This is a genomic window from Pseudomonas sp. IT-P176, assembly GCF_949767245.1.
Classification (GTDB): Bacteria; Pseudomonadota; Gammaproteobacteria; order Pseudomonadales; family Pseudomonadaceae; genus Aquipseudomonas.
Genome location: NZ_CATKPN010000035.1, coordinates 380778 through 395006, shown reverse-complemented (window position 1 = coordinate 395006; position 14229 = coordinate 380778). Strand labels below are relative to the sequence as shown.

Annotated in this window: 14 protein-coding genes; 6 read left to right on the top strand and 8 right to left on the bottom strand. The window is 62.3% G+C overall.

Features of this window, described 5'->3' with window-relative positions; genetic code table 11:
- Nucleotides 1-175 precede the first annotated feature (175 nt).
- Nucleotides 176-1405 carry a phosphoglycerate dehydrogenase gene (gene serA / locus ACM6IP_RS07885; protein ID WP_095164654.1) on the top strand — a complete coding sequence of 410 codons (1230 nt, stop codon included), beginning with the start codon at nt 176-178 and terminating at the stop codon, nt 1403-1405.
- Between the two features lie 60 nt (nt 1406-1465).
- Here serA and ACM6IP_RS07880 read toward each other — a convergent pair whose 3' ends face one another.
- On the bottom strand, nt 1466-1888 hold the full coding sequence (locus ACM6IP_RS07880; protein WP_095164655.1) for a DUF4399 domain-containing protein: 423 nt from the start codon (nt 1886-1888) through the stop codon (nt 1466-1468).
- Between the two features lie 132 nt (nt 1889-2020).
- Between ACM6IP_RS07880 and ACM6IP_RS07875 the strand changes: the two genes are divergently transcribed.
- A complete protein-coding gene (locus tag ACM6IP_RS07875; protein ID WP_095164661.1) occupies nt 2021-2794 on the top strand; it encodes a transporter substrate-binding domain-containing protein in 774 nt (257 codons plus the stop codon).
- Between the two features lie 76 nt (nt 2795-2870).
- Here the strand turns inward: ACM6IP_RS07875 and ACM6IP_RS07870 are convergent, their stop codons facing one another.
- Together ACM6IP_RS07870 and ACM6IP_RS07865 are read right to left on the bottom strand one after the other, a co-directional pair.
- Nucleotides 2871-3356 (bottom strand): DUF523 domain-containing protein, encoded by a 486-nt coding sequence (locus tag ACM6IP_RS07870; RefSeq protein WP_320334514.1) that lies wholly within the window; start codon nt 3354-3356, stop codon nt 2871-2873.
- Nucleotides 3357-3358: 2 nt separating this feature from the next.
- A complete protein-coding gene (locus tag ACM6IP_RS07865; protein ID WP_162530217.1) occupies nt 3359-3991 on the bottom strand; it encodes a 2OG-Fe(II) oxygenase in 633 nt (210 codons plus the stop codon).
- A gap of 132 nt (nt 3992-4123) precedes the next feature.
- Between ACM6IP_RS07865 and ACM6IP_RS07860 the strand changes: the two genes are divergently transcribed.
- Nucleotides 4124-4876, top strand: coding sequence for a DUF2059 domain-containing protein (locus tag ACM6IP_RS07860; protein ID WP_095164665.1), 753 nt, complete (start codon nt 4124-4126; stop codon nt 4874-4876).
- A gap of 21 nt (nt 4877-4897) precedes the next feature.
- Here the strand turns inward: ACM6IP_RS07860 and ACM6IP_RS07855 are convergent, their stop codons facing one another.
- The gene (locus tag ACM6IP_RS07855) at nt 4898-5845 is read right to left on the bottom strand and encodes an alpha/beta hydrolase (protein WP_414861236.1); all 948 of its coding nucleotides are present in this window, start codon (nt 5843-5845) and stop codon (nt 4898-4900) included.
- 96 nt (nt 5846-5941) lie between these two features.
- On the opposite strand from ACM6IP_RS07855, the gene ACM6IP_RS07850 reads away from it, so the two are divergent.
- Nucleotides 5942-6520, top strand: coding sequence for a DUF6436 domain-containing protein (locus tag ACM6IP_RS07850; protein ID WP_159998468.1), 579 nt, complete (start codon nt 5942-5944; stop codon nt 6518-6520).
- 103 nt (nt 6521-6623) lie between these two features.
- A complete protein-coding gene (locus tag ACM6IP_RS07845) occupies nt 6624-9023 on the top strand; it encodes a penicillin acylase family protein (RefSeq protein ID WP_414861235.1) in 2400 nt (799 codons plus the stop codon).
- Nucleotides 9024-9056: 33 nt separating this feature from the next.
- On the opposite strand, the gene ACM6IP_RS07840 is transcribed toward ACM6IP_RS07845, so the two are convergent.
- Nucleotides 9057-10022, bottom strand: a complete 966-nt coding sequence (locus ACM6IP_RS07840; protein ID WP_414861234.1) for a GlxA family transcriptional regulator — start codon at nt 10020-10022, stop codon at nt 9057-9059.
- 296 nt (nt 10023-10318) lie between these two features.
- Between ACM6IP_RS07840 and ACM6IP_RS07835 the strand changes: the two genes are divergently transcribed.
- Nucleotides 10319-10960 (top strand): HD domain-containing protein, encoded by a 642-nt coding sequence (locus ACM6IP_RS07835; protein ID WP_095164686.1) that lies wholly within the window; start codon nt 10319-10321, stop codon nt 10958-10960.
- Between the two features lie 274 nt (nt 10961-11234).
- Here ACM6IP_RS07835 and ACM6IP_RS07830 read toward each other — a convergent pair whose 3' ends face one another.
- From ACM6IP_RS07830 to ACM6IP_RS07820, 3 genes are read right to left on the bottom strand one after another with little or no spacing between them, the layout of a single operon-like run.
- A complete protein-coding gene (locus ACM6IP_RS07830; RefSeq protein WP_095164687.1) occupies nt 11235-12125 on the bottom strand; it encodes an ABC transporter permease subunit in 891 nt (296 codons plus the stop codon).
- Nucleotides 12122-13003: an ABC transporter permease subunit gene (locus tag ACM6IP_RS07825; RefSeq protein WP_174244642.1), complete on the bottom strand. Its 882-nt coding sequence runs from the start codon at nt 13001-13003 to the stop codon at nt 12122-12124. Before ACM6IP_RS07825 ends, ACM6IP_RS07830 begins: the two co-directional genes overlap by 4 nt.
- Nucleotides 13004-13038: 35 nt before the next feature.
- Nucleotides 13039-14181 carry an ABC transporter ATP-binding protein gene (locus ACM6IP_RS07820; protein WP_095164689.1) on the bottom strand — a complete coding sequence of 381 codons (1143 nt, stop codon included), beginning with the start codon at nt 14179-14181 and terminating at the stop codon, nt 13039-13041.
- Nucleotides 14182-14229: the final 48 nt, after the last annotated feature.

Sequence of the window (14229 nt, the reverse complement as noted above, 5' to 3'; positions counted from 1 at the left end):
CTGAGAACGCTTCACGTCGCAGGAATGAGTGTTTAGCGGGGTGCATATGCTAGCATACCGACCCCGCAGGGTAGTGCCCAAAGGCTGTTCTGCGGTGACGGCGTTCCTGCCGTTCGGGTCAGCTCTGGGCTGCTCCCCTCCCTGCCATTTTTCTCCGGGATACAGGTTTACGCAGATGAGCAAGACTTCTCTCGATAAGAGCAAGATCAAGTTCCTTCTTCTCGAAGGCGTCCACCAATCGGCTGTCGACGTTCTCAAGTCGGCTGGCTACACCAGCATCGAGTACCTCACCGGTTCTCTGCCGGAAGCCCAGTTGAAGGAAAAGATCGCTGATGCGCACTTCATCGGCATTCGCTCACGCACTCAACTGACCGAAGAGATCTTCGATCACGCGAAGAAGCTGGTCGCCGTCGGCTGTTTCTGCATCGGCACCAACCAGGTGGATTTGAACGCTGCCCGCGAACGCGGTATCGCCGTGTTCAACGCGCCGTACTCCAACACCCGCTCCGTTGCCGAGCTGGTGCTGGCCGAAGCGATCCTGCTGCTGCGCGGCATCCCGGAGAAGAATGCCTCCTGCCACCGTGGCGGCTGGATCAAGAGTGCGGCCAACTCCTTCGAAATCCGGGGCAAGAAGCTGGGTATCGTCGGCTACGGTTCGATCGGCACTCAACTGTCGGTGCTGGCTGAAGGCCTCGGCATGCAGGTTTACTTCTACGACACCGTGACCAAGCTGCCACTGGGTAACGCCACCCAGGTCGGCAACCTGCACGAGCTGTTGGGCATGTCCGACATCGTCACCCTGCACGTTCCGGAAACCGCTGCGACCCAGTGGATGATCGGCGAGAAGGAAATCCGCGCCATCAAGAAGGGCGGCATCCTGATCAACGCCGCTCGCGGCACCGTGGTTGAACTGGACCACCTGGCCGCAGCGATCAAGGACAAGCACCTGATCGGCGCTGCCATCGACGTATTCCCGGTGGAGCCACGCTCCAACGACGAAGAGTTCGAAAGCCCGCTGCGTGGCCTGGACAACGTGATCCTGACCCCGCACATCGGCGGCTCCACCGCTGAAGCGCAAGCCAACATCGGCCTGGAAGTGGCCGAGAAGCTGGTCAAGTACAGCGACAACGGTACGTCGGTGTCCTCGGTCAACTTCCCGGAAGTGGCCCTGCCGGCTCACCCTGGCAAGCACCGCCTGCTGCACATCCACGAGAACATCCCGGGTGTGATGAGCGAGATCAACAAGGTCTTCGCCGAAAACGGCATCAACATTTCCGGTCAGTTCCTGCAGACCAACGAGAAAGTCGGCTACGTCGTGATCGACGTCGACGCCGAGTACTCGGACCTGGCGCAGGAGAAGCTGCAACACATCAACGGCACCATTCGTTGCCGCGTGTTGTTCTAACGCTCAAGCGTCAATAAAAAGGGAGCCCCGCGGGGCTCCCTTTTTTTATGCCTGGACGGCTTACTTCACCGTCACAGTGATTTTTTCCGAAATGATCGGTGGCTCGAAGGCCATGTGATTCTTGTCGCCCAACTCCAGCTGCAAGGTGTGCGTGCCGGGAGTCAGGGTCAGTTCGGTTTCGGTCTGGGCCTTGCCGAAATGCACGTGCTGGGCGTCAGCCGGAATCACCTGGCCTGCGGCGATCGGGCCGGTGTCGATCAGCAAGTGATGGTGACCGGTGTTTTTGGTGGCATCGCCCGCCGGAGCCAGCGCTACGCCTTCAATGCCGAACTTGACCTTGAAGGTCTTGTCCACGGTGGCGCCATTTTCCGGGGTGACGATAAACGCCTTGGCCCCAGCCGGGGCGGGGGTCGCAGCGCTGGCCATCATAGAAGCACCGAGTAACAGACTGGCCAAAACAGCACGTGACATAAAGGTTTTCATTCTTTTCTCCAGTTTTACGCTTAATCTTTATGAGTGTGACAACTTCGTGGCGATTCGTTGTCGAAGGACCTCAACACCATAGCAAAGCGCGCCGCAGCAGCGCGCCGCACATAACGAATTCAAGGAGTGACCATGCGCTTTTTGCCTGGCCTGATACTGTTGCTGCCCCTTGTGAGCCCATTGGCTCATGCTGAACTGATTGACGATGTAAACGACCGTGGCGAACTGCGCATTGCGCTGGAAGCCGACACCCCGCCGTTCAACTTCAAGGATGACGGCCGGCTTACCGGCTTCGAAGTCGAGCTCGGCCAACTGCTGGCCAGGGAACTGGATGTACGCGCCGACTTCGTGGTGACCGACTCCACGGACCTGCTGCCAGGCGTCGAGAGCGGCAAGTACGACATCGCCATCAATCACATAGCACTGACCCCGGAACTCAAGGATCGTTTCGATTTCAGCGAACCTTACAGCTATTCCAGTGCACAACTGATCGTGCGCCAGGAAGAACAACGTCCACTGGGCTCCCTCCTGGCCCTCAACGGCAAGGCCCTGGGCGTGGCGCAAGGCAGCCAGTTCGTCGACCAGGCCCGCAGCGTCGAAGGCATCGACCTGCACAGCTACCCCGATGCGCAGCAGCCCCTCAAGGACGTGGCAGACAAACAGCTCGACGCCGCCATCAGCGATCGCCTGCTGATCCCCTATGCCATCCGCGACAGCCGGCTGCCGGTCAAGGAAGGCGCCAAGGTCGGCCCGACCCTGAGCCTGGCGATACCCTTCCAGAAGGGCAACCCGGCCTTCCAGGCCAGCCTCGACCAGGCCCTGCAACGGATCAAGAAAGATGGGCGCCTGATGGCGCTGTCGGAAAAATGGTTCGGCATGGACGCGACCCAGCCGCCAAAACCTTAATTGTCGATGGGTCCTTGTGGGAGCAAGCAGACGGAACGCCGCCCGGCGCGCTCCCACAGCGAATCTGCACAGCCCGTCAGGCAAGGCCAGCCAGCGCAGCCGCAGCTTCAGCCAGTTGCAGCTCGCTGAACACCTGCACCCCATGCCGGGTCAGCAGGGCTGCGGTGACGCCTTCACCGCTGACCTTGACCCCGCTGAAGGTCCCGTCATACGTCAGCAGATTGCCGCAGGACGGGCTGTTGGCCTTGAGCACGGCGATCCGGATGGCGTGCTGCTGCACCAGCGCCAGGGCCTGCTGTGCACCTGACAGGAACTCGGCGCTGACATCCTCGCCCTCAGTGGTGATCACCCGAGCGTGACCGTCCAGCACCTGCGCACCCTGACCGCCGGGAATCTCCGCCGCCGCCCGTGGCGTGGGCAAGCCACCGGCGACTTCCGGGCACAACGCGACCACCCGCCCTTCGGCGATCCACTGCTGCAATTGATCGAACGGGCCGCTGGCCCCACCGTCGTAACGTACGCGGTGGCCGAGCAGGCAGCGGCTGACCAGGATTTTCTGCATCATCAGAACAACTCGTTACCGCGACGACGAAACCAGCCGGTCAATGACAGGCGATCGCGGGTCGCGGGCAGGACTTCGTGGGGCACTTCACCCGACAGGAATACCACCAGGCAACCACCGATGGGTACCACATCGTGCTCCATGCCCTCCTCCAGATACATGCGCAACTGACCGCCATGCTCCGGCAGCCAAGCGTCGTTGAGGTAGATCACCGCCGAAACCATGCGCCGGTCATCGTCGCGAAAGCGGTCGACATGCTTGAGGTAGAACGCCCCGGGTGGGTACAGCGCGAAATGACTTTCGAAATCCTCAAGGCCCAGGTACAGGCCGCGGTTCATGGCTTCGCGCAGGCTGTCCATCAAGCCCAGGTAAAGGTCGCACGCCTCGACCTGGCCCGGTTCCAGCCACTGGATGTGATCGCCACGGATACCCTCGCGAATCTCCGAAAACGGCCCGCGCCCGACAGCCGCCGGTGCCAGTTCACCTTCGGCCGCACGTTTACGGCACTCAGCCGCCAGTGCTCCGGTCAGAACCTGAGGCAGGAAAATGGGCTGCTGCGACCAGCCGCGCACAGCGAGGTCGTCCACGATACGTAACAGCAGCGGGTGATCGGAGGGTATTTGCATGGCGCGCATAGTATTCCTGCGCCAGCAAATCCGACAGCACCACATAGCGGAGGATCGTCGGATAAGCTGATGAACATGATACGAATTCTCGACAACCTGTGTCTGGCCCCGGAGAATAGTCGCCTGCCGACAGGAGTCCTTATGCGCCGTTTGCTTTTTTCACTGTTGATGCTCTGCACTTTTCCCTCCTGGGCAGACGGCCACGACCAGTTGTACAAGGTCGCCGGTTGGCCCGACCAGCGCGCGCATTTTAGCGATGCCCTCAGCGCCGCCCAGCAACGCTACCAAAGCAGCTTGCCGCCGGCGGTGTTCCAGGCCCTGGTCAATAACAGCAATCAGCGTTTTGCGCCGCAGGCCATGGATCGTCGGGCCGAAGCGCAATTGCGCAAGAACCTCGCCGACCCCAAGCCCGCGCTGGGGTTTTTCCAATCGCCGCTGGGTCGCAAGATCATTGCTGCCGAACTGCTGGCGACCCGGCGCGACCAACTGGCGAAGAACGCCAAGGGCCTGCCGAAAATCGAAGCCAGCGACACCCGTCAGTTGATCATTGGTCATCTGGCCCGTGCACTGCCGGCCCGTGAAGCCGGTGCCGAGGTCAGCCTGGCGATCGCCGGCGTGGCGGCGGACAGCCTGAGCCAGATGATTCCCGGCCTGCTCGGCGGCGGTCAGGCCCAGAGTATGTTGAACGGCCAGCGCCAGCGCCTGATGGAACAGATCGGCAGCGACCTGAACAACACCCTGTTGTATGTCTATCGCGACCTGTCGGACGCGGAACTGGAAGAGTTCGCCAGCTTTGCCGAATCGGCCGAAGGCCAGGCGTATTACCAGGCAGCACTGGCCGCGATCCGCGCGGGCCTGGCCGTAGGCCAAAGCACCTCGAACCTGAATCAGTAAAGGTCAGCGCCGGCAGGGGCGTTACGGATTACGCCCCTTGATCCGCTTGCTCAGAAACCCGAAGTACTCCTGGCGCAACGCCAGGGTTTCATTGGCCAGATGATGCCGAGCCTCGGGCAGCGTCAACACCTGGGGCCGATCGAACTTGCCCGCCAACACTTCAAGGTTGTGCTGCCAATCCACCGTCATGTCCGCCTGGCCTTGAATGATCAGCGGCCGCCGGTGGCTGCGTGGGGCCGCTTCGATACGCTTGATCCAGCGGGCCAGCGCGCCGACCCAGGCGGTCGGCAGACGCAGCGGTTGCAGCGGGTCGGCTTGCAGGAACGGCAGGAACGCCGGGTCGTTGGAGTTTTCACTGAAGCGCCGGGCGATGCCTTTGACGAAGGGCTTGAGCAGGTAGTAACTCAGGTGCGACCAACCCCAGGCACGCGGCCGCACCAGCGGCGACAGCAGCACCACCTGGCCTTGCGCCGGGCTGTCTTGTCCCTGGTTGAGCACATGATCGATCACGATCGCCCCGCCGGTACTCTGCCCACACAGGTGCCACGGCTGCGGCAAATCGATGGATTGCGCCTCGACGAACAGCCCCTGCAAGGTGTCCTGGTACTCGGCAAAATCGCGGATGCTCGCGCGCTCGCCGCTGGACAGGCCATGCCCCGGCAGGTCGCAGGCAATCACCGCAAACCCCTGGTCCAGCGCCCACTCGATCACATGCCGATAGAGCCCGGTGTGGTCGTAGAAACCGTGAAACAGAAACAGCGTCGCCTTGGCCTGCTCGGGCCACCAGAACTGACTGACCAGCTCATAACCATCGACTTCGAACCGCCCCAGCCCGGTACGCAGGGTACGGCCCGCAAAGTCCAGGCCGTAGAACAGCTGATAGGCCCGGCCCTCCTCCGACAACGGCTGCGCGCAGGCCAGGGCTTGCAGGCTGGCGCGCAAATGATCGGCATTGAAGGTGGCAGGCATATCGGGATTCCAGCGCGAAACGGACTTTATGGGCCTGCGATATTCTTCTGTCGCGGCAAGCATGGCAAGCTACGCGACCTTCGAGGAAGCTTTCCCATGCGCCCGCACGCCCGCACGACACTGCTTGCCACCCTGCTCGCCCTGCTATGCGCCGGCGTCCTGTGGGCGGCCTATGACTGGTTCCAGGGACGCTACCTGCGGGCCTTCAGTTCGCACACGGCGGTGTTTTCCGGTGACCCCTTGCGCCTTCCCGAGCACCTGGCCGGCCCCGGGGCGATTCGCGTGGTGCACTTCTGGGACCCGGCCTGCCCCTGCAACGTCGGTAATCAACAGCACCTCGCCGAACTGCTCGAGCACTACGGGCCACAAGGCGTGCAGTTCTACGCGGTGCAAAAGCCCGGCAGCCAGGGCCAACTGCCCAGCACCTTGAGCAACCTCAAACCCCTCGAACTCCTCCCAGGCTCCGAGCAAGTCCCCGCCAGCCCCGCCGTAGCGATCTGGGACCGCGGCGGCAAACTGGCGTACTTCGGCCCCTACAGCGAAGGCCTGACCTGCAACTCCAGCAACAGCTTTATCGAGCCGATCCTGCAGGCCCTGAGCGACGATCGTCCGGTGAACGCCATCAACACTTTGGCGGTGGGTTGTTATTGCCCATGGGCCAGTGACGCACCCTAGGGCATTCCGGACTTTTCAAAGTAGTGGCTGCCCGGCGCGCCAGCTCTGTGCTACATGTTGACCGCCCCGACAGGCGGTACCCTGACAAGAACAAGGAGTCACCATGAAACGCGCCCTGAGCTCACTGGCCCTGGTACTCGTGCTGCTGGCCGCCGCAGCCGGCTGGTATGTGTACAGCAAACAACCATCGCGTCAGGGTCAGGTGCAGTTGCAGCACCTGGAGGGCTCCGTGACCGTACGCTACGACGAACGTGGCATCCCGCACTTGCGTGCCGGCAACGAGATCGACCTGTATCGCGCCCTGGGTTATGTCCAGGCCCAGGACCGGCTGTTCCAGATGGAAATCATGCGGCGCCTGTCCCGGGGTGAGTTGGCCGAGGTGCTCGGGCCCAAGCTGCTGGATACCGACAAACTGTTCCGCAGCCTGCGCATTCGCGAGCGTGCCGAGACTTATGTGGCCGCGCTGGATAAGGAATCTGCGGCGTGGAAGGCCCTGCAGGCCTATCTGGACGGGATCAACCAGTATCAGGACACGCACGCCGCGCCCGTGGAGTTCGATGTGCTGGGCATCGCCAAGCGGCCGTTCACCGCCCAGGACAGCGTCAGCGTCGCCGGCTACATGGCCTACAGCTTTGCCGCGGCCTTTCGTACCGAGCCGTTGCTGACCTACGTGCGCGATCAACTGGGCAACGACTACCTGAACATCTTCGACCTCGACTGGCAGCCTAAAGGCGTGCTGGCCCAGCAACACAGCAGCGCACCGGCCCTCAGCAGCGCCGACTGGCAAGACCTCAACGCCATTGCCCGCCTCAGCCAGCAGGCACTGGCCGAGCACGGCCTGCCGCAATTCGAGGGCAGCAATGCCTGGGTAGTTGCCGGCAGTCGCACCAAGAGCGGCAAACCGCTGTTGGCCGGCGACCCGCACATTCGCTTCGCGACGCCTTCGGTGTGGTACGAAGCGCAGCTGTCGGCCCCTGGTTTCGAACTCTATGGGCACCACCAGGCACTGGTGCCGTTTGCCTTCCTTGGCCACAACCTGGACTTCGGCTGGAGCCTGACGATGTTCCAGAACGACGACCTCGACCTGATCGCCGAGAAGGTCAATCCGGACAACGCCAATCAGGTCTGGTACCGCGGCAAGTGGGTCGAACTGATCAACAGCGAGCAACAGATTGCCGTCAAGGGCCAGGCCCCCGTAACCCTGACCCTGCGGCAATCGCCCCACGGCCCGATCATCAACGATGTCCTGGGCGCCAGCGCCGGCAAGACCCCAATCGCGATGTGGTGGGCGTTCCTCGATACCCAGAACCCGATCCTCGAAGGTTTTTACCAACTCAACCGCGCCGATACCCTGGCCAAGGCCCGAGCCGCGTCCGCCAAGGTCCAGGCTCCTGGGTTGAACATCGTCTGGGCCAATGCCAAGGGGGATATCGGCTGGTGGGCAGCCGCGCAACTGCCCAAACGCCCGGCAGGGGTCAAGCCAGGCTTCATTCTTGACGGCAGCAGCAACCAGGCAGACAAGGACGGCTTCTACCCGTTCAGTGCCAACCCGCAGGAAGAGAACCCGACCCGTGGCTACATCGTCTCCGCCAACTTCCAGCCATTGTCACCGACCGGCATGGAGATTCCCGGCTACTACAACCTGGCCGATCGCGGTCAGCAGCTCAATCTGCAACTGAGCGACAAGAACCTCAAGTGGGACCTGGACAACACCCAGGAGCTGCAACTGGGCACCACGACCGCCTACGGTCAACGCCTGCTGGCGCCGTTGCTGCCGGTATTGCGCGAGGTGGTCAGCGACCCGCAGGAACGCCAGTGGCTGGATCAACTGAGCGCCTGGCAAGGCGATTACCCGCTGGAGTCGACTAGCGCCACGCTGTTCAATCAGTTCCTGTTCAACCTGGCCGACGGGGCGCTGCACGATGAACTGGGCGATAGCTTTTTCGACACTCTGCTCACGACCCGGGTGATCGATACCGCCCTGCCCAGGCTTGCGGCCAACCCCGATTCCCCTTGGTGGGACAACCGCGACACCCTGGGTCAGGAAACCCGTGCCGACGTGGTCAAGGCCGCGTGGCACGCCAGCATCGCCCACCTGAAAACCACCCTCGGCGCAGACGCCACGCAATGGCAATGGGGCAAGGCCCACACCCTCACCCACGGCCATCCGCTGGGCACGCAGAAACCCCTGGAGCGGATTTTTAACGTCGGCCCGTTCGAAGCCCCGGGCAGTCACGAGGTGCCGAACAACCTCTCGGCGAAAATCGGCCCGGCGCCTTGGACCGTGATCTATGGCCCGTCGACCCGACGCATCATCGATTTCGCCGACCCGGCCCACGGCCTGACCATCAACCCGATCGGCCAGAGCGGCGTGCCGTTCGATGCGCACTATCAAGACCAGGCCGAGGCGTACATCGAGGGTGTCTACCACCAGGCGCATTTCAGCGAGGAAGAAGTGACCGCCAATACTCGCAGCACCTTGAAGCTATTGCCGGCGCGTTGACGTTGCAGGCACACGGCGGGCAGGCGCAGCCTCTCAAAGCACCGACGAAAAGTTCAGCCGGAACTGCAGCGGCGTCACGCCCAGGCGTCGATTGAACACGCTGCGCATGTGCTGGGCATCGCGAAATCCACACTGGTAAGCGACGGTCTTGAGTGCCGCCCGCGAGCTTTCCAGCATCACCCGGGCGGCGTCCACCCGCGCCTGCTCCACGAACTCGGCCGGGGTCACCCCGGCTTCTCGGGTGAACACCCGGGAGAAATTGCGCGCACTCATGTTCGCCGCCACTGCCAGGTCGACAATGGCCAGGTCGCCCGTAAGGTTCGCCATCACGTAATGCTGGACCCGCGCCACCGGCGAGGTTTCCTCGGCATAGGGCGTGAGGAACGGGCTGAACTGCGACTGCCCGCCCGCGCGCTGGGTAAACACCACCAGGCGCTTGGCCACGCTCAAGGCCACCTGCGGACCGTGGTCCCTGGCCAGCAGGTACAGCGACAGGTCGATCCCGGCCGTGACCCCGGCCGAAGTGAACAGCTCGCCGTCCTCGACATACAACCGGTCGGCCTCGACGCGGGTAGTCGGGCACAGTGCCGCCAACGCCGCGGCATCGCCCCAATGGGTGGTGACCGTCCTGCCGTCGAGCAATCCCGCGCGGGCCAGCAGGAAGGCGCCGTTGCAGATCGAGCCAAAGCGCCGGGCCCGGGCGCTGGCATCGCGCAGCCAATGGTCGAACGCCGGACCAAAATCGACAAAGGGCAATTGCGGCCCACCGGCCACCAGCAGCAAATCGTAGGCCTGCAGCGCCGCGCTGAAGTGCTGGTGAGCCTGCAGGGTCAGGCCGTTGGAACATGGCAGCAGACCCTGTTCGACGCCGATCACCTGTAACTGGTAATGCTCCTCGGGCTCGAGAAAGCGGTTGGCCTCGGAAAACACATCCATGGGGCCGGTCACGTCCAGCGCCTGGACGCCGGAGAACACCACGATGGCAACGGTTTTACTCATGGTTCGAAACGCCTCTCATGGCATAGATTGCAACGCTCGCGATGTGCGTGAGGACGCCGCGTTCACCCCGACAGCCGAGGTCATCGTTGACGTCCATCGCGAGCAAGCCGCAAGCGGGCACTCGCTCCTACAGGGTCTGCATGCACCGTAGCCAATCCAGGCCCAACAAGCGAGGCTGGCGCGATATGCATGCTCATTGGCCGGGATTGCAGCCATGGATCGATTGTCCGGTTTCAGGGGGGCGAACAGACTGGTGACCTCAGCGCCGCCATGGCGCTCACCATGAGGAAACTCCCATGAGCACCACCATTGCCGGCATCAAGATTCCTGACAGCGCATTGGCCAAAGCCACCACCGAGTACATCCGCGACATCGAGTCCGACCTGCTGTACCACCACTCACGCCGGGTATTCCTGTTCGGTGCCTTGAGCGGCGAACGCCAGCAGTTGGCCTACGATCCGCAGTTGCTGTACGTCGGCGCGATGTTCCATGACCTCGGCCTGGTGGCTGGGTATCGCAGTGACGATGAGCGCTTTGAAGTCGACGGCGCCAACGCCGCAGCGGCCTTTCTCAAACCCTATGGCTTGAGCGATGACGACATCGAGCAGGTCTGGCTGTCGATCGCCCTGCACACCACCCCCGGCGTACCCAAACACCTGCGCCCGACCGTCGCACTGGTGACCGCCGGAGTCGAGATGGACGTGCTGGGCCTGGACTACGCGGCCTTTACCAGCACGCAGCGCAGCGCGGTGGTGCATGCCCACCCACGGGGTGAAGGGTTCAAGGAGTGCATCATCTGCGCCTTTGCCGACGGCTTGCGCCATCGTCCTCAGACGACCTTCGGCAACGTCAAGACGGATGTGCTGGTGGATCAGGAGCCGGGGTTCCAGCCGATGAACTTCGTCCAGGTCATCCGCCAATCCCCTTGGGTCTCGTAAACAACGGTGGGTGTATGCGGGATCCGTGAGCAGCAAAAACTACTGAGGGTGTGCAGGAAATGTGAGCACCAAAAACCACTGTGGGAGCGGGCTTGCCCGCGATGGTCGTCAACGATGACGCGCCAAGCCAGGCTAAGCGCGGTGTCCTGACGTCCTTCGCGAGCAGGCTCGCTCCCACAGGGTTGATGGGTGTATGCGGGATCCGCGAGCAACCTGAATCACGCTGAGGCGGGGTAGAGAGGTTGACCACAGGATTGTGGTCAACCCTCCCGAATCAAGCCGCTTCCGGCGCCTGGGCCCGACGTGCGTCCGGCTGTTTCCAGGAGTCGGCAGCACTTTCTTCGATGGCCTGCTGGATCGCCCGCTTGCGGTTTTCTTCGGCGCGGCGGCTGAAGAACCAGACCAGGAACGTGACGATCGACACCGCCAACAGGATCAGGCTGGCCACGGCGTTGATCTCCGGTTTGACCCCCAGGCGCACCGCCGAGAACACTTCCATCGGCAGGGTGGTGGAACCCGGGCCCGAGACGAAGCTGGCCAATACCAGGTCGTCCAGCGACAGGGCAAACGACATCATGCCGCCCGCTGCCAGCGAAGGCGCAATCATCGGGATGGTGATCAGGAAGAACACCTTCCATGGCCGCGCGCCCAGGTCCATGGCTGCCTCTTCGATCGACAGGTCCAGCTCACGCAGGCGTGCCGACACCACCACCGCCACATAGGCGGCACAGAACGTGGTGTGGGCGATCCAGATGGTGACGATGCCCCGCTCCTGGGGCCAGCCAATCATCTGCGCCATGGCCACGAACAGCAGCAACAGCGACAGACCGGTGATCACTTCCGGCATCACCAACGGCGCGGTGACCAGGCCGCCGAACAGCGTACGGCCCTTGAAGTGGGTGATCCGGGTCAGCACGAATGCCGCCAGGGTCCCCAGCGCCACCGCGGCAATCGCGGTGTAGCAGGCGATTTCCAGCGAGCGCACCACTGAGCCCATCAGTTGGCTGTTATCCAGCAGGCCGACATACCACTTGATCGACCAGCCGCCCCACACCGTCACCAGTTTCGAGGCGTTGAACGAGTAGATCACCAGGATCAGCATCGGCAGGTAGATGAACAACAGACCCACTACCAGCATCAGGCTGGAGAAACGGAAGCGCTTCATTCTTTACCCTCCATTTCCTTGGCCTGACTACGGTTGAACAGGATGATCGGCACAATCAGGATCGCCAGCATCACCACCGCCAGGGCGGACGCCACCGGCCAGTCACGGTTATTGAAGAACTCTTGCCAGAGCACTTTACCGATCATCAGGGTTTCCGGACCGCCCAGCAGTTCCGGGATCACGAACTCACCCACCACCGGGATGAACACCAGCATGCAGCCGGCGATGATGCCGTTCTTCGACAGCGGAATGGTGATTTTCCAGAAGCTGTTGAAGGTGCTCGAACCCAGGTCGGACGCAGCTTCCAGCAGGCTGGTGTCGTGTTTTACCAGGTTGGCGTAGAGCGGCAGGATCATGAACGGCAGGTAGGAATAGACCACGCCGATATAGACCGCCAGGTTGGTGTTGAGGATCTGCAGCGGCTCATCGATAAAGCCCATGCTCATCAGGAAGCCGTTGAGCAGGCCGTTGTTGCTGAGGATGCCCATCCACGCATACACGCGGATCAGGATCGCGGTCCAGGTCGGCATCATGATCAGCAGTACCAGGACGGTCTGCATTTCCTTGCGCGCACTGGCGATGGCGTAGGCCATCGGGTAGCCGATCAACAGGCACAAAATGGTGCTGATCAGCGCCATCTTCAACGAACCGAGGTAAGCGGCAATGTACAGCTCATCCTCGCTGAGCATCGCGTAGTTGCCCAGGTTGAGCAGCACCTGCAGCTTCTGCTCAACGAAGCTGTAGATCTCGGTGTACGGAGGAATGGCCACGTCTGCTTCGGCGAAGCTGATCTTCAACACGATGAAGAACGGCAACATGAAAAACAGGAACAGCCACAGGAAAGGAACGCCGATGACCAACTGGCGGCCACCGGGAATTATTCGACTGAGTCGACGCTTGAGTTTTCGCATGTTCATGAGCGCAGTACCACGCCGCTGTCGTCTTCCCACCAGACGTAGACCTGGTCACCCCAGGTCGGACGCTGGCCCCGGCGTTCGGCGTTGGCCACGAACGATTGCACCAGCTTGCCGCTCGGCAATTCGACGTAGAACACCGAGTGCCCGCCCAGGTAGGCGATGTCGTGGACTTTGCCGCTCGACCAGTTGTGCTCGCAGGTCGGCATATCGGCAGTGACCAGCAGTTTTTCCGGACGAATCGCGTAGGTCACCGACTTGTCTTGCACCGAGGTGCTGATGCCGTGGCCGACGTAGATGTTGCGGTCCAGGTCCTTGCAGGTGATCAGTGCATGGCCCTCGGCGTCGTCCACCACTTCACCTTCGAAGATGTTGACGTTGCCGATGAATTCACAAACCAGGCGGCTGGTCGGGGTTTCGTAGATGTCGATCGGGCTGCCGATCTGGGCAATCCAGCCCAGGTGCATGATCGCGATGCGCTCGGCCATGGTCATGGCCTCTTCCTGGTCGTGGGTCACCATGACGCAGGTCACGCCGACGCGCTCGATGATCTCCACCAACTCCAGTTGCATCTGCGAACGCAGTTTCTTGTCGAGGGCGCCCATCGGTTCGTCGAGCAGCAGCAGTTTCGGCCGCTTGGCCAGGGAGCGGGCCAAGGCGACACGCTGGCGCTGGCCACCGGAGAGCTGGTGCGGCTTGCGCTTGGCGTACTGGCTCATCTGCACCAGCTTGAGCATCTCGGCCACCCGGGCGTCGACTTCGGCGGCCGGGATCTTGTCCTGCTTGAGGCCGAAGGCGATGTTCTGTGCCACGGTCATGTGCGGGAACAGCGCGTAGGACTGGAACATCATGTTGATCGGCCGCTCGTACGGCGGCATATCGGTGATGTCCACGCCGTCGAGGAAAATCCGCCCCTCAGTCGGCCGCTCGAAACCGGCGAGCATGCGCAGCAAGGTCGATTTGCCCGAACCCGAACCGCCGAGCAAGGCGAAGATTTCGCCTTTCTTGATTTCCAGGGACACATCGTCCACGGCAATCGTCTCGTCGAACTTCTTCGTGACCCGGTCGATTTTGACCAGCACCTGTTTAGGTGTCTGGTCGCCCTCGAGGGCTTTCTTGTAGGCGCCGGAGGCAACTGCCATTTACGAAACTCCCAACAAAAAGAGTGCGGTTCGCCCAATACGGGCGAA

Excerpts from the sequence above, each read along its gene's own strand:
- serA (WP_095164654.1), top strand. The coding sequence starts at position 176 with ATGAGCAAGACTTCTCTCGATAAGAGCAAGATCAAGTTCCTTCTTCTC.
- ACM6IP_RS07880 (WP_095164655.1), bottom strand. The coding sequence starts at position 1,888 with ATGAAAACCTTTATGTCACGTGCTGTTTTGGCCAGTCTGTTACTCGGT.
- ACM6IP_RS07875 (WP_095164661.1), top strand. The coding sequence starts at position 2,021 with ATGCGCTTTTTGCCTGGCCTGATACTGTTGCTGCCCCTTGTGAGCCCA.
- ACM6IP_RS07870 (WP_320334514.1), bottom strand. The coding sequence starts at position 3,356 with ATGCAGAAAATCCTGGTCAGCCGCTGCCTGCTCGGCCACCGCGTACGT.
- ACM6IP_RS07865 (WP_162530217.1), bottom strand. The coding sequence starts at position 3,991 with ATGCGCGCCATGCAAATACCCTCCGATCACCCGCTGCTGTTACGTATC.
- ACM6IP_RS07860 (WP_095164665.1), top strand. The coding sequence starts at position 4,124 with ATGCGCCGTTTGCTTTTTTCACTGTTGATGCTCTGCACTTTTCCCTCC.
- ACM6IP_RS07855 (WP_414861236.1), bottom strand. The coding sequence starts at position 5,845 with ATGCCTGCCACCTTCAATGCCGATCATTTGCGCGCCAGCCTGCAAGCC.
- ACM6IP_RS07850 (WP_159998468.1), top strand. The coding sequence starts at position 5,942 with ATGCGCCCGCACGCCCGCACGACACTGCTTGCCACCCTGCTCGCCCTG.
- ACM6IP_RS07845 (WP_414861235.1), top strand. The coding sequence starts at position 6,624 with ATGAAACGCGCCCTGAGCTCACTGGCCCTGGTACTCGTGCTGCTGGCC.
- ACM6IP_RS07840 (WP_414861234.1), bottom strand. The coding sequence starts at position 10,022 with ATGAGTAAAACCGTTGCCATCGTGGTGTTCTCCGGCGTCCAGGCGCTG.
- ACM6IP_RS07835 (WP_095164686.1), top strand. The coding sequence starts at position 10,319 with ATGAGCACCACCATTGCCGGCATCAAGATTCCTGACAGCGCATTGGCC.
- ACM6IP_RS07830 (WP_095164687.1), bottom strand. The coding sequence starts at position 12,125 with ATGAAGCGCTTCCGTTTCTCCAGCCTGATGCTGGTAGTGGGTCTGTTG.
- ACM6IP_RS07820 (WP_095164689.1), bottom strand. The coding sequence starts at position 14,181 with ATGGCAGTTGCCTCCGGCGCCTACAAGAAAGCCCTCGAGGGCGACCAG.